Origin of the sequence: Streptomyces sp. NPDC012466 (assembly GCF_042955215.1) — a bacterium.
GTDB lineage: Bacteria > Actinomycetota > Actinomycetes > Streptomycetales > Streptomycetaceae > Streptomyces.
In genome coordinates, this window is sequence record NZ_JBIBEQ010000009.1 from 40,585 (window position 1) to 64,253 (window position 23,669).

A 23,669-nucleotide genomic window follows, 5' to 3' on the forward strand; every position below is an offset into this window, starting at 1 on the left:
ATGGGAGGCGGCCCGGCACAAAGCCTGCCGGGCCGCCGTGAACTCCGTATGACTAGGAGATTCTCACCGGGTTCACCACGTCGGCGATCAGGACCAGGATCGTGAAGCAGATGAAGATCCCGGCGACGACGTAGGCGACCGGCATGAGCTTCGCCACGTCGAAGGGGCCCGGGTCCGGACGGCGCAGCACCTTGGCGATGTTGCGGCGCAGCGACTCCCACAGGGCGCCCGCGATGTGACCGCCGTCGAGCGGCAGCAGCGGGAGCATGTTGAACAGGAACAGGGAGAGGTTGAAGCCGGCGACCAGCATCAGGGCCATGGCCAGCTGCTGGGTGGGCGGGATGTCGAGCGTGAAGATCTCGCCGCCGACGCGGGCCGCGCCGACCACGCCCATCGGGGAGTCGGCCTCGCGCTCGGCGCCGTCGAAGGCCGCGTTCCACAGGGCCGGGATCTTGCCGGGCAGGGCGGCGAGGGAGTCGACGGCCTCACCGATCCGGTCGCCCATCCAGGTCACGGAGTCGCCGAAGTCCTGCTTGACCACGCCCGTGGCGGCGCTGAAGCCGAGGAAGCCGGCCTGGACGTACTGGCCCTCGACGATCTGGCCGCTCGCGTCCTTCTTGGCGACCTGGTTGGTGGCGATCTTCGCGTGCAGGGTGACGTCCTGGCCCTTGCGGTCGACGACGATCGGCACCTCCTTGCCGGGGGTGGCGCGGATCAGGTCGGACAGCTTGTTCCAGTCGTCGGTCTTCACCCCGTCGAAGGAGACGATCTTGTCGCCCGCCTTGAGGCCCGCCGCGGCGGCGGGGGCGGCCGGGTCGCCCTTCTCGCACTTGTCGCGGTTCTCGTTCTGCGCGATGACGCACTGGGAGACCGAGCTGACCGTGGTGGTCTGCTGGGTGATGCCGAAGCCCATCAGGACGGTGAGGAACAGCGCCACCGCCAGGACCAGGTTCATGAAGGGGCCCGCGAACATCACGATCACGCGCTTCCAGGGGGCGCGCGTGTAGAACATGCGGCTCTCGTCGCCCGGCTTGAGCTCCTCGTAGGCGGCGGTGCGGGCGTCCTCGATCATGCCGCGCCACGGGGAGGTGGAGCGGGCTTCCATGCGGCCGTCCGGGCCGGGCGGGAACATGCCGATCATGCGGATGTAGCCGCCGAACGGGATGGCCTTGATGCCGTACTCCGTCTCGCCTCTGTCGCGCGAGAAGATCGTGGGACCGAACCCGACCATGTACTGCGGCACGCGGATGCCGAAGAGCTTGGCGGTGGACAGGTGCCCCAGCTCGTGCCACGCGATCGAGAACAGCAGGCCGACCGCGAAGACGACTATGCCGAGGATGAACATCAGGGTTGTCATGCACGGGCCTCCGCCGTCTGTGCCGCCAGTTCCCGGGCCCGGGTCCGCGCCCAGGTCTCCGCTTCGAGGACGTCCGACACGGTGAGCGAGGTTCCCGTACGCGGGGTGCCGTGCTCCTCGACGACCCGGGTGACGGTCTCCATGATCCCGTTGAAGGGCAGTGCGCCCTGGCGGAACGCCTCCACGCACTCCTCGTTGGCCGCATTGAACACCGCCGGGGCGGTGCCCGCGAGCTCGCCCACGTGCCGGGCGAGGTTCACCGCGGGGAAGGCCTCGTTGTCGAGCGGGAAGAACTCCCAGGTCGAGGCCTTGCTCCAGTCGAAGGTGGGCGCCGCGTCGGGGACGCGCTCGGGCCAGCCGAGGCCGATGGCGATGGGCCCGCGCATGTCGGGCGGGGTCGCCTGGGCCAGTGTCGATCCATCCGTGAACTCAACCATCGAGTGGACATACGACTGGGGATGCACGACGACCTCAATGCGGTCGAAGGGAATGTCGTAGAGGAGGTGCGCCTCGATGACCTCCAGGCCCTTGTTGACGAGGGTCGCGGAGTTGATCGTGATGACCGGGCCCATGGCCCAGGTGGGGTGGGCGAGGGCGTCCTCGACGGTGACGCCCGCGAGCTCGGCCTTCGTACGGCCGCGGAAGGGGCCGCCGGAGGCGGTGACCACCAGCTTGCGGACGTCGGCGCGGGTGCCCGCGGCCAGGGCCTGGAAGAGCGCGGCGTGCTCGGAGTCGACGGGGATGATCTGACCGGGCTTGGCGAGGGCCTTGACCAGCGGGCCGCCCACGATGAGCGACTCCTTGTTGGCGAGCGCGAGGGTGCGGCCCGCTTCCAGGGCGGCCAGGGTCGGGGCGAGGCCGATGGAGCCGGTGATGCCGTTCAGGACGGTGTGACAGTCGGATGCCGCCAGCCGGGTGGCCGCGTCCGGGCCGGCGAGGAGCTCGGGGAGCGGCTCGCTCGTGCCGTACTGCGCGGTGAGCGCCTCGCGCAGGGCCGGTACGACGTCCTCGCGGGCCACGGCGACCGTCCGCACCCGCAGCCGGTACGCCTGCTCGGCGAGGAGGGCGACCCGGCCGCCGTTCGCCGAGAGGCCGGTGACGCGGAACCGGTCGGGGTTGCGCAGCACGAGGTCGATGGCCTGGGTGCCGATGGACCCGGTGGAGCCGAGGATCACCACGTCCTTGGGGCCGTCTCCCGCTACGGGGTCGTGGACGCGGTGCGGGTCGGCGAGGGGGGCTGGACTGTCGCTCATTGCTCCATTGTTGCCGTAAGGCCGGTGTGTGAGGACAGCGCATCCCCTTCCTGGGGGCGCGCGCCGCAGCGATTCGCGCCCCCAGGAGGGCCGGGCTAGCGGATCGGCCGGTGGACGTTCTCCTTCTGCGACGGTCCCGGTGTCGCGTCCGCGATCCAGGGGCCTTCGCCCGACGGGTCGACGATGCCCTGCTCCAGCCACTCGTAGGTGCCGGACAGGACGCCCTTGACGACCTTGCGGTCGAGGTCGTCGGTGTTGGTCCACAGGCGGGTGAAGAGCTCCTCGATGCGGATCCTGGCCTGGCGGCAGAAGACGTCGGCGAGCTGGTAGGCCTCACGGCCGTGGTCGCCCTGGCCGCGCAGGAGCTCGGCCCGGACGCAGGAGGCGCTCATGGCGAACAGCTCGGCGCCGATGTCGACGATCCGGCCGAGGAAGCCCTGCTTGGACTCCATCCGGCCCTGCCAGCGGGACATGGCGTAGAAGGTGGAGCGGGCCAGCTTGCGGGCGGTGCGCTCGACGTAGCGCAGGTGGCCGGAGAGGTCCACCTCGTGTTTGAACTCGCCGTAGGAGGCCGGCAGCTGGCCCGGTCCGGCGACCAGCTTCGGCAGCCACTTGGCGTAGAAGACGCCCGCGTTCGCGCCCGCCCTGGCCTTGTCGCCGAGGGACTTCTCGGGGTCGATCAGGTCGCCGGCGACCGAGAGGTGGGCGTCGACGGCCTCGCGCGCGATCAGCAGGTGCATGATCTCGGTGGAGCCCTCGAAGATGCGGTTGATGCGCAGGTCGCGCAGGACCTGCTCGGCGGGGACGCCGCGCTCGCCTCGGGCGCGCAGGGAGTCGGCCGTCTCGAAGCCCCGGCCGCCGCGGATCTGGACGAGGTCGTCGGCCATCGTCCAGGCCATCTCGGAGGCGTACAGCTTGGCGAGGGCGCCTTCGATGCGGATGTCGTTGCGGTCCTCGTCGGCCATCTGCGAGGCCAGGTCCGTCACGGCCTCCAGGGCGAAGGTGGTGGCCGCGATGAAGGAGATCTTGGAGCCGACCGCCTCGTGGTGTGCGACGGGCTTGCCCCACTGCTCGCGGGCCGCCGACCACTCCCGGGCGATCTTCAGGCACCACTTGCCGGCCGCGACGCAGGACGCGGGCAGGGAGAGCCGCCCGGTGTTGAGGGTCGTCAGGGCGATCTTCAGGCCCTGGCCCTCCTCGCCGACGCGGTTGGCCGCGGGGACGCGGACCTGGTGGAAGCGGGTGACGCCGTTCTCGATGCCGCGCAGGCCCATGAACGCGTTGCGGTTCTCGACGGTGACGCCCGGCGAGTTCGTCTCCACGACGAAAGCGGTGATGCCGCCGCGGTGGCCCTCGCTCCTCGGGACCCGGGCCATGACGACCAGGAGGTCGGCGACGACGCCGTTGGTGGTCCACAGCTTCACGCCGTCGAGGACGTAGTCGTCGCCGTCGGGCACGGCGGTGGTGGCGAGGCGGGCCGGGTCGGAGCCGACGTCGGGCTCGGTGAGCAGGAAGGCGCTGATGTCCGTGCGGGCGCAGCGCGGCAGGAAGCGCTCCCGCTGCTCCTGGGTGCCGAACAGTTTCAGGGGCTGGGGCACGCCGATCGACTGGTGCGCGGAGAGCAGCACGCCGATCGCGGGGCTCGCGGAGCCGGCCAGGGAGAGCGCCTTGTTGTAGTAGACCTGTCCGAGGCCGAGTCCGCCGTACTTGGTGTCGATCTTCATGCCGAAGGCGCCGAGCTCCTTCAGCCCGTCGATCACCTCGTCGGGGATCCTGGCCTCGCGCTCGATCAGGGCCCCGTCGATCTTCGTCTCGACGAAGTCGCGGAGCTTGGCGAGGAACTCCTCGCCGCGCTGGGCCGCCTCGTCGTCCGGCAGGGGGTGGGGGTGGATGAGGTCCAGCCGGAAGCGGCCGAGGAACAGCTCCTTGGCGAAGCTGGGCTTGCGCCAGTGCTGTTCCCGGGCGGCCTCCGCCACCTCGCGGGCCTCCCGCTCGGTGACGGCGGGACGGGAAGAGGGAGTGGTGGAAGCGGACATGAGGGGCACCTCGCCGCAACTAGAAGATGGAGGACCGTTTCGTTACCGACCAGTGCTACTGGATCGTTGGTACCCGAATCCGGACGCTCCCACCAGTCTTCGCGCGTCCGTTCAGCCGAAGGGGGCGGAGTGCTCGCGCCCCTTGTCGCGGGCCTGACGACGGTGTTGCATCGAGGTGTCGTCCCGGTGGCGGTTTCCGGGCCTGAGAGCGCTCCGGGAAATCTGCATCGAAGCGCTTCGACAACCTATGGACACCCACCCGTGCTGGGGCTACTGTCGGACCACCCCCACCCACACATATCAGCAACGCGCACTGTCGAAGCGCTTCACAAGAGCTTGGAGAGCTGGATGGTCACCCTCGCCGAGGTCGCCCAGCACGCCGGAGTCTCGGCGAGCACGGTGAGCTATGTCCTCAGCGGCAAGCGGTCCATCTCCGCGAACACCCGGCAGCGGGTCGAGCGGAGCATCCGCGAGCTCGGGTACCACCCGAACGCCGGGGCCCGCGCCCTGGCCAGCAGCAAGTCGAACATCATCGCGCTGATGGTCCCGCTGCGCACGGACATGTACGTGCCCGTGATGATGGAGATCGCCATCGCCGTGGCGACCTCCGCCCGAGCCCACGGGTACGACGTGCTGCTGCTCACCGGCGAGGAGGGCCCCGACGCGGTACGCCGGGTGGCGGGCAGCGGGCTCGCCGACGGCATGATCCTGATGGACGTCGAACTCGACGACGAGCGGCTGCCGCTGCTGCGCGCGACGGACCAGCCCTCCGTGCTGATCGGACTGCCCGCCGACACCTCCGGCCTGACCTGCGTCGATCTCGACTTCAGGGCGACCGGCGCGCTGTGCGTGGAGCACCTGGCCAAACAGGGGCACCAGGACATCGCTGTCATCGGGGAGGCCCCGGCCGTCTACGAGCGGCACACCGGCTTCGCCGAACGCACCCTCGACGGACTCAGGTCGCGTTCCCGGGAGCTGGGCGTGCGCCTGCTGCACCGGCCGTGCGAGGGCGGGTACGACGCGATGGCCACCACACTCGCCCGGATCCTCGACGAACGCCCGGACACCTCGGGGCTCATCGTGCAGAACGAGTCGGCGGTCGAGCCGCTGCTCGCACTGCTGCGGCAGCAGGGCCGGGCCGTGCCCGAGGACGTGTCGGTGGTCGCGATCTGCCCCGACCAGGTCGCGACGCAGGCCTCGGTGCGGCTCACGTCGGTCGCCATCCCCGCCCAGGAGATGGGCCGGCACGCCGTGGAGCACCTGGTCGCCAAGCTCGAGGGGCGCGGCAGCGACGAGGTCGTGCTGATCGCGCCCGAGCTGACGGTACGAGGGAGCACGGGGCCGGCGCCGAGCCGGTCGTAAGCGCCCCTTCTCCCCGACCGTCGTCAACACCGCCCTCCTCTCGGGGCACCCCCATGTCTGCACTCCTCCAGGAGCACAGGAGCACGCGTGAATCAGCATGCCGAAACCCAGCCCCAGGTGAGCCTGGCGCAGTCCTCCCCCACCGTCGGCACCTTCCGCGAGCGGGACGGCGCTCTGGAGTGGAGCGGCCGCCAGGAGACCCTCCGGATCGAGCCGTGGGGCCCGGACGCCGTCCGGGTGCGGGCCCGGCTCGGCGGCCCGGTCCTCGAAGGACTCCCGGGCGCCCTGCTCGACGAGGCTCCCGCGACGCCGGCCTCGGTGAAGATCGAGGACGGCCGGGGACTGCTGACCGTCGGCGCGCTCACCGTCGAGGTGAGCGCAGAGGGCCTGATCCGGTTCCTGCGGACGGAGGACTCCGCCGAGATCCTCGCCGAGGACCGCGCCCACTTCTGGTGGCCCGGCTCCCGCCTCTACACGGCCGTCGGCAACGGCCACCACCGCCTGGAGCAGCGCTTCGCCGCCTACGACGACGAGAAGCTGTACGGCCTCGGCCAGCACCAGCACGGGCGGCTGGACCAGAAGGGCCTGGTCCTGGACCTGATCCAGCGCAACGCCGAGGTCGGCATCCCGGTGCTGACCTCCAGCCGCGGCTACACCCTGCTGTGGAACAACCCGGCGATCGGCCGCGTGGAGCTGGCGCACAACGGCACCCGGTGGGTCGCCGACTCGGCCCGGCAGATCGACTACTGGATCACGGCGGGCGATCCGGCCGGCGGCCAGCGCCGCTACAGCGCGGTGACCGGCCGCAGCCCCATGCTGCCGGAGTGGGCGGCGGGTTTCTGGCAGTGCAAACTGCGCTACCGCACCCAGGACGAGCTGATGGAGGTGGCCCGGGAGTACAAGCGCCGCGGCCTGCCCATCTCGGCGATCGTCTGCGACTTCTTCCACTGGACGCACCTGGGCGACTGGAAGTTCGACCCGAAGGAGTGGCCGGACCCGGCGGCGATGGTGCGCGAGCTGGAGGAGCTCGGCATCAAGCTGGTGGTGAGCGTGTGGCCGTCGGTGTCGCCGCTGAGCGAGAACCACCCGGTCCTGGAGCAGCGCGGCTGGTTCATCGGCACCCAGTACGGGCCGATGGCGCACGCCGACTGGCCCGACAAGGAGGTCGCCTCCACGGTCCAGGTGGCCTTCTACGACGCCACCAACCCGGAGGCCCGGGACTTCGTGTGGTCGAAGGTGAAGGAGAACTACCTCGACCCGTACGGCATCACGGCGTTCTGGCTGGACGCCTGCGAGCCGGAGCTGAAGCCCGGTTTCCAGGAGAACCTGCGCTACTGGGCGGGTCCGGGCCTGGAGGTCGGCAACGCCTACCCGGCGGAGAACGCCCGCACGTTCTACGAGGGCCTGCTCGCCACCGGCGAGGAGGAGATCGTCACCCTCAACCGCTCGGCGTGGGCGGGCAGTCAGCGCTACGGTGCCGCCCTGTGGTCCGGTGACATCGGCACGGACTTCCCGACCCTGCGCCGCCAGATCGCGGCCGGCCTCAACACGGCCCTGTCGGGCATCCCGTGGTGGAACACCGACATCGGCGGCTTCCACGGCGGCGACCCGGACGACCCGGCCTACCGGGAGGTGATGGTCCGCTGGTTCCAGTTCGGCGCGCTGTCCCCGCTGATGCGCCTGCACGGCTTCCGCGACCCGGGCATGCCGCTGGGCCCGGAGATGACCGGCGGCCCCAACGAGGTGTGGTCGTACGGCGAGGAGGCCGGGGCGATCCTGGAGCGGTACCTGCGGCTGCGCGAACGGCTGAAGCCGTATGTGCTGGACGTCATGCGGGCGGCCCACGAGGAGGGTCTGCCGGTGATGCGGCCGCTGTTCCTGGAGTTCCCGGACGACCCGGCCACCTGGTCGGTCGACGACTCCTACCTGTTCGGCCCGGACCTGCTGGTGGCCCCGGTGCTGACGGCCGGCGCCACCGCCCGTACGGCGTACCTGCCGGCCGGGGCCGGCTGGACGGACGCGTGGACGGGTGAGACGTACGAGGGCGGCCGGGCCGTGACGGTCGACGCCCCGCTGGACCGCATCCCGCTGTTCCTGCGGGACGGGGCGCGGCTGCCTGTAGCGGAGTAGCCGCGTCGAAGGGGGTGGCCGGATCGATGGAGGTCTTCCGGCCACCCCCTTGCGCTCGTACGGCCAACTTCCCTCCAGCGCAACGAAGTTCCAGAAGGTAGGTTTCCCGCGTGCCCTCGACTCCGCTCGCCCTCACCCTCGCCAACCTGGCGCTGCGGCCCTCCTTCGGCTCCCGCCGGAACCCCGGCCGGATCTTCGACCGCATCGTGGTGGAGGCCGGTGAGGCGCCGGGAGACCGGGAGTTCGTCGACGACTTCCGGGCCCTGCTGGGCTGGTGGGCGAAGGCCGAGCACCTCACCCCGGTCGGCTGGCAGGCCGCGCAGGGCCACGTGCGGCGGCATCTCGCCAACCGGGCGCGGGTGCGGCGGCTGATCGCCGAGCACCCGGAGATCGAGCGGGAGCCGATCGACAAGCCGGTGTTCGTCGTGGGGCTGCCCCGCACCGCGACCACCGTCACGCACTCGGTGCTGTCGATATCGGACGGGCACCGATGTCCCCTGCTGTGGGAACTGCTGGCGCCCGACCTGGAGTTACCGCCGCGGCAGCGACGCAGGGCGATCACGGCCGGACGCCGGATGGTGCAGGGCACGGACCTGTTCGCGCCGCGCTTCCGCGACATCCACGCGATGGCCGCCGAGGGCCCCGAGGAGTGCACGTTCGCCCTGCCGCACGCCCTGATGCCGTTCTCCCAGGCCCGTATCCCGGAGTACCGGCGATGGCACTGCGCGCGGGACTTCACCGCCGACTACCGCTACCTCAAGCAGGTCTACCAGGTGCTCCAGTTCGGCCGTCCGCGGCGGCGCTGGATGCTGAAGTCCCCCATGCACCTGGAGAACCTGGACGCGCTGCGCACGGTCTTCCCGGACGCCACGATCGTGTGGTGCCACCGCGACCCGGTCACCGTTGTGGCGTCCTTCTGCTCCCTGATCGAGCACGGCATGGCCGTCAGCACCCGCCCCCTCGACCTGACCGGCATCGGCGCCACCTGGCTCGGCCTGCTGAGCCGTGCCATGACCCGCGGCCTCGCGGCCCGGGACGCGATCCCCGCCGAGCAACTGGTGGACGCCCCGTACTCCTGGCTCGGCTCCGATCCCGCGGCCGGCGCCCCGAAGCTCTACGCCGCCGTCGGCGCCCGGTGGACCGAGGCCGACGCGGCCCGGCTCCCCGCGGCCGTCGCCCGCCCCCGGGGCGCCCGCAAGCACACCTATGACCTGTCCCGCTACGGCCTGACCCGCGACGAGGTCGAGTCGGCCTTCGCCGGGTACAACGCGCTGCGGGCCGAGGTCGACCGCGCCTGACGGGGCGGCCGGCCCCCGGCCCGCACGACGGTCAGCTGCTGCTGACCGTCAGGTTGTTGGTGGTGAAGTTCAGCCCGCCGGACGACGAGGTGACCTCGTAACCGAACTGGACGTCACCGATCGTCTCGTTGCCCATCCACTTCTTGGTGTCCTTGATCCACTTCAGGATCGGCAGGATGTTCACGGTGCCGGAGCTGGAGTTGGAGGTGCGGATGAACGAGAACACCTCGTTGGCGCCGTTGGTGCCCTTGAAGACGTTCCACGAGTGGCCGCCGAGGCTGACGCTGCCCTGCGAGGTGCCGATCGGGCCGACGGGTCCGGTCTTGTTGACCCAGAGCATGATCTCGTAGTCGTGGTCCGTGTCCCAGATGTCGTACGACGTGTTGTACGCGCCGGACGACGGGACGCTGACGTTGTAGCTGCTGGAGAGCGAGCCCAGCGAGGTGATCGACTTGTTGATCGCCTTCGTCTGGTTCGGGTAGGACTTGATGCCACCGGTGTTGGGGTGGTTGGCCCAGACGCCCCAGTTGGTGCCCGAGTTGGCCCAGATGCACTGGCTGCCGGCGCCGCCGCCCCAGATGTTGTTGTAGAGCGTGTAGCCGTTCAGGTTGGTCTGGGCCCACTGGTCGCAGGAGTTCCAGACGGCGGCGGAGGCGGGAGCGGAGGCGAGGCCGACCGTGGCGCCGAGTGCCAGGGCGGGAGCCAGCAGGGCCTTGGTGACCCTGCTCAGCGTGCGTGATGCCATGGTGTCCCTTCCATGGGGTGGGGGGAGGGGGGAACTACCACGACCTCAGGGTGAGGACGTGGTCTTCTCCGGCGACCAGGTGGAGGGATTCTGCGCCGGAGGAAGTCCGCAGTTCGACGCGGTGGGTGCGGCCGGGCCTGATGACGACGACGGCGCCGTCCCGCGTCCAGGTGAGGTCCAGCTCGGCCCCGAAGCGGGTGCGCACCCCGTGCAGGGCGCCGTCGGGATAGGCCGCGGGCAGCGCGGGCAGCAGGACCAGCCGGTCGGGGGTCGACTGGACGAGCATCTCGATCAGCACGGCGGGCAGGGTGTGCGCGGCGTCGGCGTTGTAGACGTCGCGGCCGGGGTAGTGCGCGCTCATCAGGGAGGCGTGGAAGAAGTCGCCGTCCAGGACCTGGCCGAGGGCGTGGGCGACGCGGCCTGCGTCCCGGAGCCGGGCCGCGACGAGGGCGTGGTGGAGGTGGCCGTGCGCGGAGTCGTTCTCGGCGCCGCGCAGTTCGAGGGCGCGGTGCGCGGCGGCCGCGAGTCCGGGGGTGTCGTGGGGGGTGATCTCGTCGAGGGGCCAGACGCCGTAGAGGTGACTGAGGTGGCGGTGGTCGTAGGAGTCCTCGAGGCCGGGCCAGGCCCATTCGGCCAGGGCTCCGTCCTCGTTGATCCGGTGCGGCGGGAGCCGGTCGGCCAGGGCGTTCCAGCGGTCGGCGTCGGGGCCCGGGTGGTAGGCGGCGGCGGTGCGCAGGGCGTGGCGGGCCGCGGAGAGGTCCATGGCCGCGTTGAGGGTGCCCCAGCTCGCTCCTGCCGGCCGGTTCTCGGGTGAGTAGGAGGGGACGACGACGAGGTGGCCGTTCTCGTCCGTCCTGGTGAGGAAGTCCTCGTAGAACAGCGCGACTTCGGCGAGTGCGGCGGCGGTGCGCGGGTCGCGGGTGCCGTACGTCTCGTCGTGGTCGACGAGCGGCTTGAGCAGCCAGTCGGCGCCCGCGGTCCACAGGTGCAGCGGGTACTCGCGGCTGTAGTGGTAGGAGTGGCCGGACTCACCGTCGGAGTGGGCCGGGGCGACGACGCCCCGGGTGCCGAAGACCGCGCGGGCGTTGTCGCGCCAGTCGGGGAGCAGACGGTGGATCAGGTTCGCGTGCGCCTCGGTGACCTCGGGGAGGGCTGCGGCGGCGGCCGAGGCGGTCTGGAGGTTGAGGTTGGCGTCGTGCGTGAACGCGCCGGACCAGGCGGTGTTCCAGTCGCCGGTCCACAGCCCGGTCAGGCGGGGCGGGAAGATCCCGCTCGCGGAGAGCAGGTGGTAGCGCCCGGCGGCGAAGAGGCGCTCCAGCAGGGCGGCGCTGCGCGGCCGCTCGAGCAACTCCGATCCCGGCAGGGCCCGTTCGGCGGGGTCGGCGGCCAGGTCGAGTGTGACGCGCTCGTAGGCGGTGCGGTGCAGCGCGGCGTGGCGGTCGAGGAGCTCGTCGTACTCACCGGACAGGTCGCGCAGGGCTCGGCCCTCGGCGACCACGTCGAGTTCTCCGGTGTGCCGGTGCACCCGGGTCAGGAGCAGCACGGACCGGGCGCCCTCGATGTGCACGCCCGGGGGCACGAGGGTGGTGGTGCCGCCGGAGACGGTGACCTGGGTGAGGCCGGTGCAGGCCCGGTCGCTGTCCGGGTAGCGGGCGCGCAGGCTGAGCAGGGCGCCCTCGGGGGTGAGGACGGCTCCGTGTCCGATGCCCAGGCGGGTGGGGGCGCCGGGCAGCCGGGGGTCGAGGTCGATACCGAGGGTGAGGGCGGGTCCGCCGATGTGCTGGACGATCACGTCGTCGGCGCGGGAGACGAAGACGCGGCTGGTCCAGCCGGCGCAGGTCGCGCTCACCTCGCCGGTGGTGAAGTCGACGTCCCGGCGGTAGCCGTGGGTGCTGTCCGCGGGGCGGTCCAGCCGGACCTGGAAGGCGGGGTGGAAGGGCTGCACCCACTGGAGCGGACGGCCGTCCGTGAAGTCCTCGGCGGCGGTCGTGTCGCCCGCGAGGAGGCGGTCCTGGAGCGCGGGCAGCCGGCCGGCGAGCTGCGGTGGGCGGGGGTCCCTGCCGCCCGGCCGCACCAGGGTGTGATGCGTGACGACGACCCGCTCGGCGTGCGGGCCGCCGAACACCAGGGCGCCGTGCCGGCCGTTGCCGCTGAGGAAGGCGTCCTCCCAGCGGGTGGCCGGGTGCGGCTCCCAGGTGCCGTGGACGGGGGCGGAGGCGGTCATGGCCGGAGCACCGCCGCCTCGTAGCGGCCGAGGGTGACCCGGTCGGTGACGTCCGCCCCGGTCAGCAGGTCGCGGTGGGTGCCGGGCACCTCGACGGTCACCGGCTCGCGGCCGTGGTTGAGCACGAACAGCACCTCGCCCCGGCGTACGGCCTCGACCTGCTCGGGGAGCCCGTCGAGCACCGGCCGGACGCCCGCTCCGGCGGCGATCGAGGCCAGCAGGCCGCGCAGCGCCCCGGGCTCGGGGAGCGTGGAGACGTACCAGGCCCGGCCCTTGCGCAGCACGGCGGGCAATCCGTCGAGTTCGCCGCCCTGGTAGGGGACGGTCTCCTCGGCGGTGCCGTCGCCCTCCAGTTCCTCGGACCACAGGGTGCCGCTGAAGCCCTCGCAGGTGACGGTCTCGCCCTCGTCCAGCGGCCACCACTCGTGCAGCGTGCGGATGCCGAACAGCTCGCGCAGCCGGGCGTCCATGCCGCCGGGGCGCACGCGGTCGTCCTCGTCGGCGACGCCGGTCTGGAAGCCGCAGACGAGGGTGCCGCCCTGCCGTACGTAGGCGAGGAGGTTGTCGATCGCGGTGTCGGTGAGGGCGTACAACTGCGGCACGACGACGAGCGGGTACGGCGTCAGGTCGTGTTCGGGGTGGGCGAAGTCGGTGGTGAGGTGCGCCTGCCACAGGGCCCGGTGCCAGGCGCGCAGGATGTCGGGGTACTCCACCCGGCCGGACAGGCGGCCGTCGTGGGCGCCGGCCCACCAGGCGTGCCAGTCGTGCAGGACGGCGACGTTCGCGGTGAGGTGCCGTCCGGCCACCTCGGGCGCGATCCGCTCCAGGTCGGCGCCGAGCCGCTTGACCTCCTGGTACGTCCGGCCCTCCTCTCCGGCGTGGCTGACCATGCCGGAATGGAACTTCTCCGCGCCCTGCCGGGACTGCCGCCACTGGAAGTAGCAGACGGCGTCGGCTCCCCGGGCCACGGCCTGCAGGGACCACAGCCGGTTGAGGCCGCGCGGCTTGGGGTGGTTCACCCCACGCCAGTTGACCGGCCCGGCCGCCTGCTCCATCAGCATCCAGGGCCCGCGCGCCTGGGAGCGGGTCATGTCCTGGACCAGGGCGCCGTTCTGGGCGCCGAGCGGGTCGCGCGGGTCGGGGTAGAGGTCGACGGAGACGACGTCCTCCTCCTCGGCCCAGCGCCAGGCGTCCTGCCCGAACCACAGCGGCATGAAGTTGCTGGTGACCGGCAGGTGCGGGGTGTGCCGCCGGACGATGTCCCGCTCGGCGGTGTAACACTCCAGGAGCATGTCGGAGGTGAAGCGGCGGAAGTCGAGGACCTGGCCGGGGTTGCGCATGTAGTGCGGCAGCCGGGGCGGCAGGATGCCGTCCCAGGTGTCGTAGCCCTGGCTCCAGAAGGCGGTGCCCCAGGCCTCGTTGAGGGCGTCGAGCGTGCGGTACTTCTCGCGCAGCCAGCGGCGGAAGGCGACCGCGGCCTGGTCGCCGTAGTCGACGGTGCAGTACTCGTTGTTGATGTGCCACATGGTGAGGGCCGGGTGGCCGCCGTAGCGGGCGGCCAGGTCCTCGGTGATGGCGGCGGCGTAGCGCCGGTAGGTGGCGCTGGAGTGCGAGAAGTGCTGCCGGCCGCCCCACCACTCGGTGCGGCCGTCCTCGGTGACGGGCAGGGTGTCGGGGTGCAGCCGGCCCATCCAGGGCGGCGGCGAGGAGGTCGGGGTGGCGAGGACGACGCCGATGCCGCTTGCGTGCATCAGGTCCATCAGCGTGTCCATGAGGCCGAACTCCCGGGCGCCGGGCTCCGGTTCGAGGGTCGACCAGGAGAAGACCCCGAGGGTGACCGAGTTGACGCCGGCGGCCTTCATCAACCGGACGTCCTCGTTCCAGGTCTCCTTCGGCCACTGCTCCGGGTTGTAGTCCCCGCCGAACAGGAGACGGCCCCGGGTGGCGTCGCCCAGGCCGGGCCGCTTCCTCTCGGGCATCAGACGGGCTCCCCGTACTGCACGCCGCGTCCGTTGGTGGCGATGTACACGCGTCCGTACACACGCGGGTCGCCGGTGACGGTGGCCCCGATCCAGCCCCACTGGTGCCGGTCGTCGTTGATCCGCGTCCAGGTCTTCGCCTCGTCGTCGGAGCGGTACACGGCGGTGATGGTGTCCGTGGCTCCGACCAGGTAGATCGCCGGGTAGGAGGCGCCCTCGGCGGCCTTTCCGAAGCCGAGGGTGTGCGAGGCCCCGCAGCCGGCGACCTTGGTGAAGGCCGCCCCGCCGTCGGTCGATCGGTACAGCCCGTTCCCCTTCAGGCTCAGCCACAGGTCGCCGACGCGCCCGGGCGCCGCGACCACCTGGAACTCGGCGTCGCCCGAGCTCAATCCGGTGGCCCGCGCGGTGAAGGTCCGGCCGCTGTCGGTGCTGGCGAAGAGCGTGCCGGTGGTGGTGTCGAAGGCGTAGAAGCGGGCCGGGTCCACCGGGTCCGCGACCGGTGTCGCGCCCCTGGGGAAGGAGGCGACCTCGGACCAGGTGGCGCCGTTGTCCGCCGAGCGGTAGCCCGGGGCGGCCGTGCCGAAGGACCACAGGAGCGCGCTGCCGTCGGCGTTGGTGGCGATGGGTCCCGGGGCGGACTTGGCCACGGACGGCTGGGTCTCGAAGGGGGCCCAGCTCCTGCCGCCGTCGTTCGAGAAGGCGCCGTTGCCGTTGTCCCCCCAGCCGGCCCGGACCACGTAGGACGGCTTGGCCGTGGCCAGCGACAGGCCGGTGGCCGAGGCGAAGACGGGGTTCGACGCCATGCCGCGCGACGGTGATGCGGTGAGCCGCTCGTGGTACATCACGCCGATGTCCCCGGACCCGCTGAGCAGATGCGCCTCGCCGCTCGGGGGCGAGATCAGCTGCCGTATGGACGCTTCCTCCACGCCGCGGATCTGCGGGGCCCAGTGCTTGAGGTCGCGGGTGCCGTAGAGGGTGGCGCCGGTGCCGTACACGATGTGCCGGGAGTCGTACGGGTCGAGCCCGACGGCCTGGATCCACCAGCCGAACTTGGGCTCGTCGCCGCCCCAGTTGAGGTACGGCGTCTCGGAGACGTCGAGGACGGCCCTGTCCTTCAGGGACCTCCAGGTGCGGCCGCCGTCGGTCGTCCGGTACAGGGTGTCCACCAGCGACCAGCGGTTGTTGGTGGACACGACCACGGTGCCCGGGCGTCGGGCGTCGACAGCGACGCCGCCGTAGCCGAAGGAGTCGGTCCCGCCGTCGCTCGTCGCCCCGCCGGGCTTCACGGGCGTGACCTCGCTCCATTTCCCGTTCGCCGTCCGCAGCTTGTGCACGCTGCCGTCGGACTGGCCGTTGGGACCGGGGGCGTCGGCGTACGTCACGTACAGCTCGCGCGTGTGCTTGTCGTAGGCGGCCCGGACCGGGACCTTGGCGGCGGCGCCGGTGGGCTGCCCGGGGACGGCCTCCCAGGTCGTGCCGTCGGACGTGCGGTACAGGTTGGGCTGCCCGGCGGTACCGTCGGAGTCGCCCCAGCCGGCGTAGACGCTGCGACCCGCGGCGACCAGGAGCGTGACGCCCTGGCCGGTGGCGCTCGGTGTGGCCGGGAAGCTCACGGCCTGCCAGCTGGCGCCCCGGTCGGTGGACCTGAGCAGCCCGTCGTGCCGGGTGCCGAGCCACAGGGTGTCGCTGTCCCGCGGGTCGACGAGCAGCCGCTCACCGCAGCCGCGCCCGTCCTCGTTGGCCCCGAGCTTCACGCCGAGGTCGGTGCGCCGCCAGGTCGCGCCACGGTCGTCGGACCGCAGCACGGCCCCGTTGCCGGCCCAGGACTGCGTGTAGGTGCCGAGGGAGAGGTACACCCGGTTCGGATGCGCCGGGTCGACGGCCATGGCCTCCACGCCGAGCAGGTTCCAGTCGTCCCACCCGAGGTGGTCGGTCAGCGGTATCCACCGGCCGGTCCGGTCGTCCCACCGGTAGGCACCGCCGATGTCGGTACGGAGGTAGGCGAGCCCGCGTACGGAGGGGTGGAACAGCACGCCGGTGATGAATCCGGTGCCGCCCTGGACCACGTTGCGCCAGCGGTATCCGCCCTTCGCGGGGGTGGCGGCGGCTTGCGCCCGCCCCTGGGTCAGCGGCAGGGAGACGGCCGCGGCGGCGGCAGCGGTCCCGGCGAGAACGGCACGTCTGCTGAGGCTGGACGCATGCATGACACACACCTCGTCGTTCTGAAAGGAGGGGGGAAGCGCCCCGAAAGGGGCGCGGGGAACCGCGCGAACGGCCACACGCCGCCCGCGGTATCCGAACAACCGGAGCACCCCACCGAGTTGGCGTCGATCAGCCCTTGACGGCCCCGGTGAGCATGCCCTTCTTGAAGTGCTTCTGGACGAAGGGGGACAGCACGGCGACGGGCAGCAGTGCCATCACCATCACGGCCATCTGCACCGCCAGCCCCGACAGCTGCCCCGTCTTGATGGCCTGCCCCAGCCCCACCGGCGCCTCCTGCTTCTGCACCAGCTGGATCATGACGTTCTGCAGCGGCATCATGTCCTGGTCGTTCAAATACAGCGACGCGTTGAACCAGGCGCTCCAGTATCCGACGGCGTAGAAGAGCGTGATGACCGCGATCACGGCCCGGGACAGCGGCACGACGATCTGCCACAGGATCCTGAAGTCACCGGCGCCGTCGATGCGTGCGCTGTCGACGAGTTCCTGAGATATCCCCATGAAGAACCCGCGCAGCACGAGGATGTTGAACACGCTCACCGCACTGGGCAGGATGAGTGCCAGATAGGTGTCCGTCAGCCCGAGGGTCTGCACCAGCAGGTACGTCGGGATGAGCCCGGCGCTGAAGAACATCGTCGCCAGCAGCGTCATCAGGATCCAGCGGTGCCCCAGGGACCCCGTCCGGGACAGCCCGTACGCGCACAGGACGGACACGGTCATCGAGAACAGCGTGCCGATCAGGGTGACGAGAAGGCTGACGATCGTGGCCCGGGTGACCTGGCCGCCGCTCAGCAGTTCCTTGTACGCGATGAAGGTGATCCCCTTGGGCACCATCACCAGCCCGCCGGCCTCGTCGATGGTCTTCCGCGACGACAGGCTCGTCACGACGACGATCCACAGCGGGAAGAGGATCGCGAGGCAGGCCAGGGACAGTGCGAGGCCCTTGCCCGCGAGGCCGGCCCTGGACGGCTTCTCCTCCCAGGCAGGCCGGGGCGGGGCCTGCCACCGGCGCGGCTTGCTCACGGGTTTGTCGACGACGGCGGTCACTTCTTGTACACCCCCTGCTCGCCCATGAGATGGGCCACCTTGTTCGCGACGAGGACCAGTCCGAGGCTCACGACACCCTTGATCAGACCGGCCGCGGCCGCGTAGCTGAAGTCCTGGTTGCGCACGCCGTTCCACCACACGAAGGTGTCGAGCACCTCCCCCGCCCCGGGCCCGACGGCGTCGCGCTGCAGCAGGATCTGTTCGAAGCCGACGGTGAGGGCGTCACCGACGCGCAGCACCAGCAGCAGAGCGATCACCGGGCGCAGCGCGGGGAGGGTCACGTGCCACATCCGGCGCCAGCGGCTCGCGCCGTCCATGGCGGCGGCCTCGTAAAGGTCGGGACTGACCGAGGCGAGCGCGGCGAGGAAGACGATGATCCCCCAGCCGACGTCCTTCCAGATGCTCTCCGCGGTGACCAGCAGCGGGAAGGTGCCCGGGTTGGTCATGATGTCGAGACCGTCGTACCCGTTCTGCCGCAGCAGCTGGGAGAGGATTCCGGCCCCGCCGAAGAGCTGCTGGAAGACGGCGATGACCAGCACCCAGGAGAAGAAGTGCGGCAGGTAGAGCACGGCCTGCGCGACCGCCCGCACCCGGGGCCTGATCACGCTGTTGATGAGCAGCGCGAGCAGGATCGGGATCGGGAAGAACAGCACGATCTGGAGGAAGAACAGCACCAGGGTGTTCTCGACGGCGTTCCAGAAGTCCGAGTCCGCGAAGATCCGCTGGAAGTTCTCCAGGCCCACGAAGGGACTGTTCAGCATGGAGATGACGCCGTTGTCACTGATGTACGGGTCGTACTCCTGGAACGCGACGACGTTGCCGAGGATCGGTATGTAGTTGAACACCAGCACCAGCAGTACGGCCGGCAGGGTCATCAGGAGCAGCAGCCGGTCGCGTCTGAGACGGACCTTGAGGCTCAGCTTCCCCGATGGACGCGTCCCCGGGGATCCGTCGGGACCGTCCTGCGCCGGCGGGGTCTCGTCCCGCGTGGTCTTCCTCTTGGCCTCGGCCCTGCTCCGAGGCACCGTGCTGTGGGACACGGCCTTCTCCTCGCCTCGAACCCGGATCAGTTGGCCGCGCTGCCGTTGTCGTCGAGGATCTTCTGGTACCAGTCGCGCAGCTCGTCACCGCCCTTGCTCTTCCAGTCGGCGACAGCCTGCTGCATGTCGCTGATCTTCTTGCGGCCGCGGACGATGTCGTCCTCGAGCTGCTCGAAGTCGTTGGAGAGGTTGGTGTACCGGGCGGGCTCGGTGATCTGCATGCCCCAGAAGGAGGACTTCTTGGCGAAGGCGCCCATGCGCTGCTGCCATTCGACCTGGCCCTTGGCGACCTCGGGGAAGTCGGGGTGGGCGAGGGTCGCGGCGGGGCTCGCGACCATGACGTAGGCGTTCATCACCTCGTTGTTGCCCTTGTCGGTTTTGAGGGGGACGCCGTCCTTGACGGTGTAGTGGGTGCCTTCGACGCCGTAGTTGGTCATCATGTACTCCTTGGTGCCGTACGGCGCCGCGGTGACGTTGGCGACGGCCAGCACGTCGCGGATGACCGACTCGGAGGCCTTCTTGTTGACGAAGGCGAAGATGCCGGCGGGCTGTTCGGCCCACAGGATGGGATCGCCGCCGTCGTGTCCCCATACGTCCATGCCCCAGATCTTGAAGTCCGGGTTCTGGGTGGCCTGTTCAGCGGTGCGGCCCCACCACTGGGAGATGTTGTTGGGGTAGATCAGGAACTCGCCCGCCGCGAACTTGGGGCCCGGGTCGGGGGCGTTCTTTCCCAGCTTCGAGTCGGGGTGGACCACTCCGGCGGCGAAGAGCTTGCGGGACCATTCCAGCGCTTCGAGGAACTCGTCGGTCTCGATGCGGTTGACGAGCTTGCCGTCGACGAGGTTCCAGCCGAGCGGCTTCTCCGCACCGGAGAGCACGCCGAAGGCCTGGAACGCGGTCCACTTCATGTCCAGGCAGGCCCACCGCTTGGCCCTGGCGTTGGTGATCTCCTTGGCCAGGGCCATGAACTCGTCGCAGGACCTCGGGACTTCGTAGCCCTCCTTCTCGAAGATGTCCTGCCGGTACAGGGGCACCATGGAGGGAGCGGACGGCGCCGGCATCGGCAGGCCGCGCAGCTTGCCGCCGAAGATGGAGCGCCGCCAGGCGTCCGTCGGGATCGCCGCGAGGTTCGGGTACTCCTTGACCTTGTCGCCGGAGAGGTAGGGGCCGAGGTCGGCGAACTTGCTGATGATGGCGCTGGGTATCTTCCCGCCCATGTTCCAGCCGGGGACCACCACGACGTCCGGGACGTCGCTGGAGGCGAGGACCGCGCCGAGCTTCTGGTCGTAGGTGTTGCCGTCCTGGTTCTGCCAGGCGACGTCGACGCCGATCAGGTCGTTCATCGCCTTGTAGTAGGCGTTGTTCTGCTTCGGCGGCGAGCCCCAGAACGGCGCCATGATGGTGACCTTGCCGCCCTTGCCGAGCTTCTTCGACACCGCGGTCTTCAGGTCGGCCAGGTCGAGCTTGCCGGTGAAGCCCATGGCCGAGCCGTTCTTGGACGGGATGTCCGGCGTCACCACGTTGCTGGCCACGTACGCCGGCAGGATCTTCTTGGCGTCCTTGCCCGACGTGGTGCCGTCCTTCGACCCGCCGTCCGAACCGCCGCACGCGGCGAGGAGCGGCATCCCACCCGCCACCGCTGCGGTGGCGACCGCCGTGGAGGCGAGGAAACTTCTCCGGCTCGGTCCGGAGGAGGCGGAGGCGGCGTTCGGCGTCATTGCGTCAACCCTTCATGGCGCACCAGGACACCCGGCGGAGGGCCGTCGGCTGCGGTGTCTCGAGTGGAACTGGCTGAGCTGAAGCGGGCTTTCGACCCATCAGGGACTTTTCGTAGTCGAAGCGCTTCGATGTTGCTGTGAGGTTAAGTGAACACCCCAGGGCGCACAAGGGTCGTTCCCAAACTTCCTCCGCGGTACGGGAAGGGACCTTTCCTCATGCACTGCTTGAAGTGGCGGCGCTGATCCCTTGACACTCGGCCCGTCGGCAACCCAGCATCGAAGCGCTTCGAAAGCGCCGCACCGATCCATCGCAGGGGGATCCCCACGTGACCGCACACACACCGCCCACCGAACCGTTTCGTGATCCGCAGCTGCCGTTCGCGAAGCGGATCGACGACCTCCTGTCGCGGCTCACGACCGAGGAGAAGACCGCGTTCCTGCACCAGTTCGCGCCCGCCGTGGAGCGGCTCGGGGTCGGAGCGTTCCGCACCGGCCAGGAGGCCCTGCACGGCGTGGCGTGGATGGGCCCGGCAACGGTGTTCCCGCAGGCGGTGGGCCTCGGCGCCACGTGGAACCCGGAGTTGGTGCGGCGCGTGGGCGACGCGGTGTCCAAGGAGGTCCGCGCGATGCGCGCCAAGGACGACCGGGTCGGCCTCAACGTCTGGGCCCCGACGGTCAACCTGCTGCGCCATCCCCTGTGGGGGCGCAACGAGGAGGGCTACTCGGAGGATCCGAAGCTCACCTCGGCGATCGCCACCGCCTACACGCACGGTCTGCGCGGCGACCACCCCATCTACTGGCGCACCGCACCCGTGCTGAAGCACTGGCTGGCCCACAACAACGAGACGGACCGCTCCACCACGTCGAGCTCGGTGCGTCCGCGCGTGCTGCACGAGTACGACCTGCGGGCCTTCCGCGAGACCGTCGAGGCGGGGGCGGTGGCCGGGGTGATGCCGGCCTACAACCTGGTCAACGGCCGCCCCAACCACGTCTCCCCGTACCTGTCCGAGCACCTGCGGACCTGGACCGGCGAGGAACTGCTGGTCTGCTCGGACGCGGGCGCACCGAGCAACCTGGTCGACTCGGAGCACTACTTCGACACCCATGAGGAGGCCACCGCCGCCGCCCTCGTCGCCGGTGTCGACAGCTTCACCGACCACGGCACGGACTCCTCGCAGATGACCGGGCGGCTGCGCGGCGCTCTGGAGCGCGGTCTGCTGACCGAGGCCGATCTCGACAGGGCCGTCCGCCGGCAGCTCTCGGTCCGTTTCCGGCTCGGGGAGTTCGACCCGCAGGACGACCCGCACGAGGCGACCGCCGAGTTCGACACCCCGGCGCATCGCGCCCTCGCCCAGGAAGCCGCCGAGCAGGCGATCGTGCTGCTCAAGAACGAAGGGGCGCTGCCGCTCGCCCCGGACGCCCGGATCGCGGTGGTCGGGCTGCTCGCCGACGAGTGCAAGCTCGACTGGTACAGCGGCACGCTCCTGCACCGCTCCACCCCGCTGGACGGCCTGTACGAGCGGTTCGGCGCGGAGCGGGTGGAGTTCGCGGAGGGCGTGGACCGGGTCCGGCTGAAGACCTCCACGGGCGCGTTCCTGCACGTGCCGGTGGCCGAGGGGGCCGCCGACGTGGTGCGCGGCGCCGAGGGCGCGCTCGACCCGGCGCTGCTCGCGGGCCGCACCGACCTGCCCGCGCTCACGACCGACGCCGCCGGCACCGAACTGGCGCTGGTGGACTGGGGCGACGGCGTCCTGACCCTGCGCGCCCCCGACGGCCGCTATCTCTCGGTCGCCGACGACGGCTGTCTGCGCGCCTCCGCGGACCAGCCGGGCGGCTGGTTCGTGCAGGAGACGTTCCGCCTGGAACCGCACGGGAACGGGTACCTCCTGAAGCACCTGGGGACGGGTCGGCACGTGTCTGTCTCCGCCGACGGCGTGAAGGTTGCCGACGAGGATCCGGAGATCTTCGAGCTGGTCGTCGCCGAGCGGGGCGAGGAGGCGGTGGCGCGTGCCGCCGCGGGGGCCGACGTGGTCGTGGTCGTCGCGGGCAACGATCCGCACATCAACGGCCGCGAGACCGAGGACCGCACGACTCTGCGCCTGCCCGGCCAGCAGGAGCGGCTGCTGCGGGCGGCCCGCGCGGCGAACCCCGCCACCGTGCTGGCGCTGGTCTCCGCCTACCCGTACGCCGTCGACGCGGCCGAGCTGCCCGCCGTGCTGTGGACCGCGCACGGCGGCCAGGCGGGCGGCATCGCCCTGGCCCGCGTCCTGGCCGGCGACGTCTCCCCCGCCGGCCGCCTCCCGCAGACCTGGTACGCCGACGACGCCGACCTGCCGAATCTCCTCGACTACGACGTGATCGGCGCCCGCCAGACGTACCTCTACTTCGAGGGGACGCCCCTGTACCCCTTCGGGCACGGCCTGTCGTACGCCTCGTTCGCGTACGGCGACCTGAGGGTCCGGGTCGAGGACGCGACGGTGCGGGTCTCCTTCTCCGTCACCAACACCGGTGACGTCACGGCCGACGAGGTGGCGCAGCTCTACGCCCGGGCCGTCGACGCGTCCGTGCCGCGTCCGCGCCGCGAGCTGCTGGACCACCGTCGCGTCACCCTCGCCCCGGGGGCGACGGCCGAGCTGGACTTCGAGGTCCCGCTGACGGCTTTCGGGTTCTGGGACGTGGCCCAGGACCGGTGGCGCGTGGAGCCGGGCGGGTACGAGCTGCTGGCCGGGGCGTCCAGCGAGGACGTCCGGCTGCGGACGACCGTCACGCTCGACGGCGAGCCGGCCCTGCCGCGCGCGGTCGTCACGGACGGCCTCCCGGCGGCCGGGTTCGACGAGCACAGCGGCATCGAGATCGTCGACCGGACGAAGGTCTCGGGCGACGCGGTGACACCGGCGGGCGCGGAGCCGGGCGAACTGGTCTACCGGGCCTGTGACTTCGGGCGGGGCGTCGCCGAGGTGACGGTGGAGGTGGCCGGCGAGGGCACGGTCGAGCTGTCCCTCGACGGCGGCCCCGTCCTCGCGGTGCTGTCTCCCGCCGCACCGACCCCGGGCCCGTACGACTACGTCTCCCTCAGCGCGTCCGTCGTCGCCGCGGGCGTGCACGACGTGCACCTCAGGCTGCGCGGCCCGTTGCGGCTCGCGCACGTCGGCTTCTCCGGTTGAGGGTCCGGAGCAGGCCGGCACAGAGAAGGGGCCCGGCACCGGAAGGCATCGGTGCCGGGCCCCTTCGCAGAGCCTATATGAAAATGGTTTCCATAA

The 23,669-nt window shown here is 71.0% G+C and carries 14 protein-coding genes; 4 read left to right on the plus strand and 10 right to left on the minus strand.

Annotation, left to right across the window (positions count from 1 at the left end; genetic code table 11):
• Positions 1-52: 52 nt before the first annotated feature.
• The 3 genes from ACFY9E_RS30170 to ACFY9E_RS30180 all read right to left on the minus strand — a co-directional run bounded on the left by ACFY9E_RS30170 (position 53) and on the right by ACFY9E_RS30180 (position 4,646).
• A complete protein-coding gene (locus tag ACFY9E_RS30170; RefSeq protein WP_390989603.1) occupies positions 53-1,345 on the minus strand; it encodes a site-2 protease family protein in 1,293 nt (430 codons plus the stop codon).
• Between the two features lie 8 nt (positions 1,346-1,353).
• Entirely contained in the window at positions 1,354-2,610 is a 1,257-nt protein-coding gene (gene dxr, locus ACFY9E_RS30175; protein ID WP_390989245.1) for a 1-deoxy-D-xylulose-5-phosphate reductoisomerase, read from the minus strand.
• 95 nt (positions 2,611-2,705) lie between these two features.
• Entirely contained in the window at positions 2,706-4,646 is a 1,941-nt protein-coding gene (locus ACFY9E_RS30180) for an acyl-CoA dehydrogenase family protein (protein WP_390989247.1), read from the minus strand.
• 348 nt (positions 4,647-4,994) lie between these two features.
• Here ACFY9E_RS30180 and ACFY9E_RS30185 point away from each other — a divergent pair, with 348 nt between their 5' ends.
• The 3 genes from ACFY9E_RS30185 (at position 4,995) to ACFY9E_RS30195 (ending at position 9,436) form a co-directional block, all read left to right on the plus strand.
• Entirely contained in the window at positions 4,995-6,008 is a 1,014-nt protein-coding gene (locus tag ACFY9E_RS30185; RefSeq protein ID WP_390989249.1) for a substrate-binding domain-containing protein, read from the plus strand.
• Positions 6,009-6,095: 87 nt separating this feature from the next.
• Entirely contained in the window at positions 6,096-8,138 is a 2,043-nt protein-coding gene (locus ACFY9E_RS30190) for a TIM-barrel domain-containing protein (RefSeq protein WP_390989251.1), read from the plus strand.
• 110 nt (positions 8,139-8,248) lie between these two features.
• Positions 8,249-9,436 carry a sulfotransferase gene (locus ACFY9E_RS30195; protein ID WP_390989252.1) on the plus strand — a complete coding sequence of 396 codons (1,188 nt, stop codon included), beginning with the start codon at positions 8,249-8,251 and terminating at the stop codon, positions 9,434-9,436.
• Between the two features lie 31 nt (positions 9,437-9,467).
• On the opposite strand, the gene ACFY9E_RS30200 is transcribed toward ACFY9E_RS30195, so the two are convergent.
• The 7 genes from ACFY9E_RS30200 to ACFY9E_RS30230 form a co-directional block, all read right to left on the minus strand.
• On the minus strand, positions 9,468-10,181 hold the full coding sequence (locus tag ACFY9E_RS30200; RefSeq protein WP_390989254.1) for a hypothetical protein: 714 nt from the start codon (positions 10,179-10,181) through the stop codon (positions 9,468-9,470).
• A 34-nt stretch (positions 10,182-10,215) separates the two neighbouring features.
• A complete protein-coding gene (locus ACFY9E_RS30205) occupies positions 10,216-12,405 on the minus strand; it encodes a glycoside hydrolase N-terminal domain-containing protein (protein WP_390989256.1) in 2,190 nt (729 codons plus the stop codon).
• Entirely contained in the window at positions 12,402-14,384 is a 1,983-nt protein-coding gene (locus tag ACFY9E_RS30210) for a beta-galactosidase (RefSeq protein ID WP_390989258.1), read from the minus strand. The genes ACFY9E_RS30205 and ACFY9E_RS30210 overlap by 4 nt, the downstream gene beginning before the upstream one ends.
• Positions 14,384-16,588, minus strand: a complete 2,205-nt coding sequence (locus ACFY9E_RS30215; RefSeq protein WP_390989260.1) for a WD40/YVTN/BNR-like repeat-containing protein — start codon at positions 16,586-16,588, stop codon at positions 14,384-14,386. The genes ACFY9E_RS30210 and ACFY9E_RS30215 overlap by 1 nt, the downstream gene beginning before the upstream one ends.
• 127 nt (positions 16,589-16,715) lie before the next feature.
• Positions 16,716-17,651: an ABC transporter permease subunit gene (locus ACFY9E_RS30220; RefSeq protein WP_390989261.1), complete on the minus strand. Its 936-nt coding sequence runs from the start codon at positions 17,649-17,651 to the stop codon at positions 16,716-16,718.
• On the minus strand, positions 17,648-18,691 hold the full coding sequence (locus ACFY9E_RS30225; protein WP_390989263.1) for an ABC transporter permease subunit: 1,044 nt from the start codon (positions 18,689-18,691) through the stop codon (positions 17,648-17,650). The genes ACFY9E_RS30220 and ACFY9E_RS30225 overlap by 4 nt, the downstream gene beginning before the upstream one ends.
• A gap of 26 nt (positions 18,692-18,717) precedes the next feature.
• A complete protein-coding gene (locus ACFY9E_RS30230; RefSeq protein WP_390989265.1) occupies positions 18,718-20,409 on the minus strand; it encodes an extracellular solute-binding protein in 1,692 nt (563 codons plus the stop codon).
• Positions 20,410-20,735: 326 nt separating this feature from the next.
• Here ACFY9E_RS30230 and ACFY9E_RS30235 point away from each other — a divergent pair, with 326 nt between their 5' ends.
• Positions 20,736-23,573 carry a glycoside hydrolase family 3 C-terminal domain-containing protein gene (locus ACFY9E_RS30235; protein WP_390989267.1) on the plus strand — a complete coding sequence of 946 codons (2,838 nt, stop codon included), beginning with the start codon at positions 20,736-20,738 and terminating at the stop codon, positions 23,571-23,573.
• Positions 23,574-23,669: the final 96 nt, after the last annotated feature.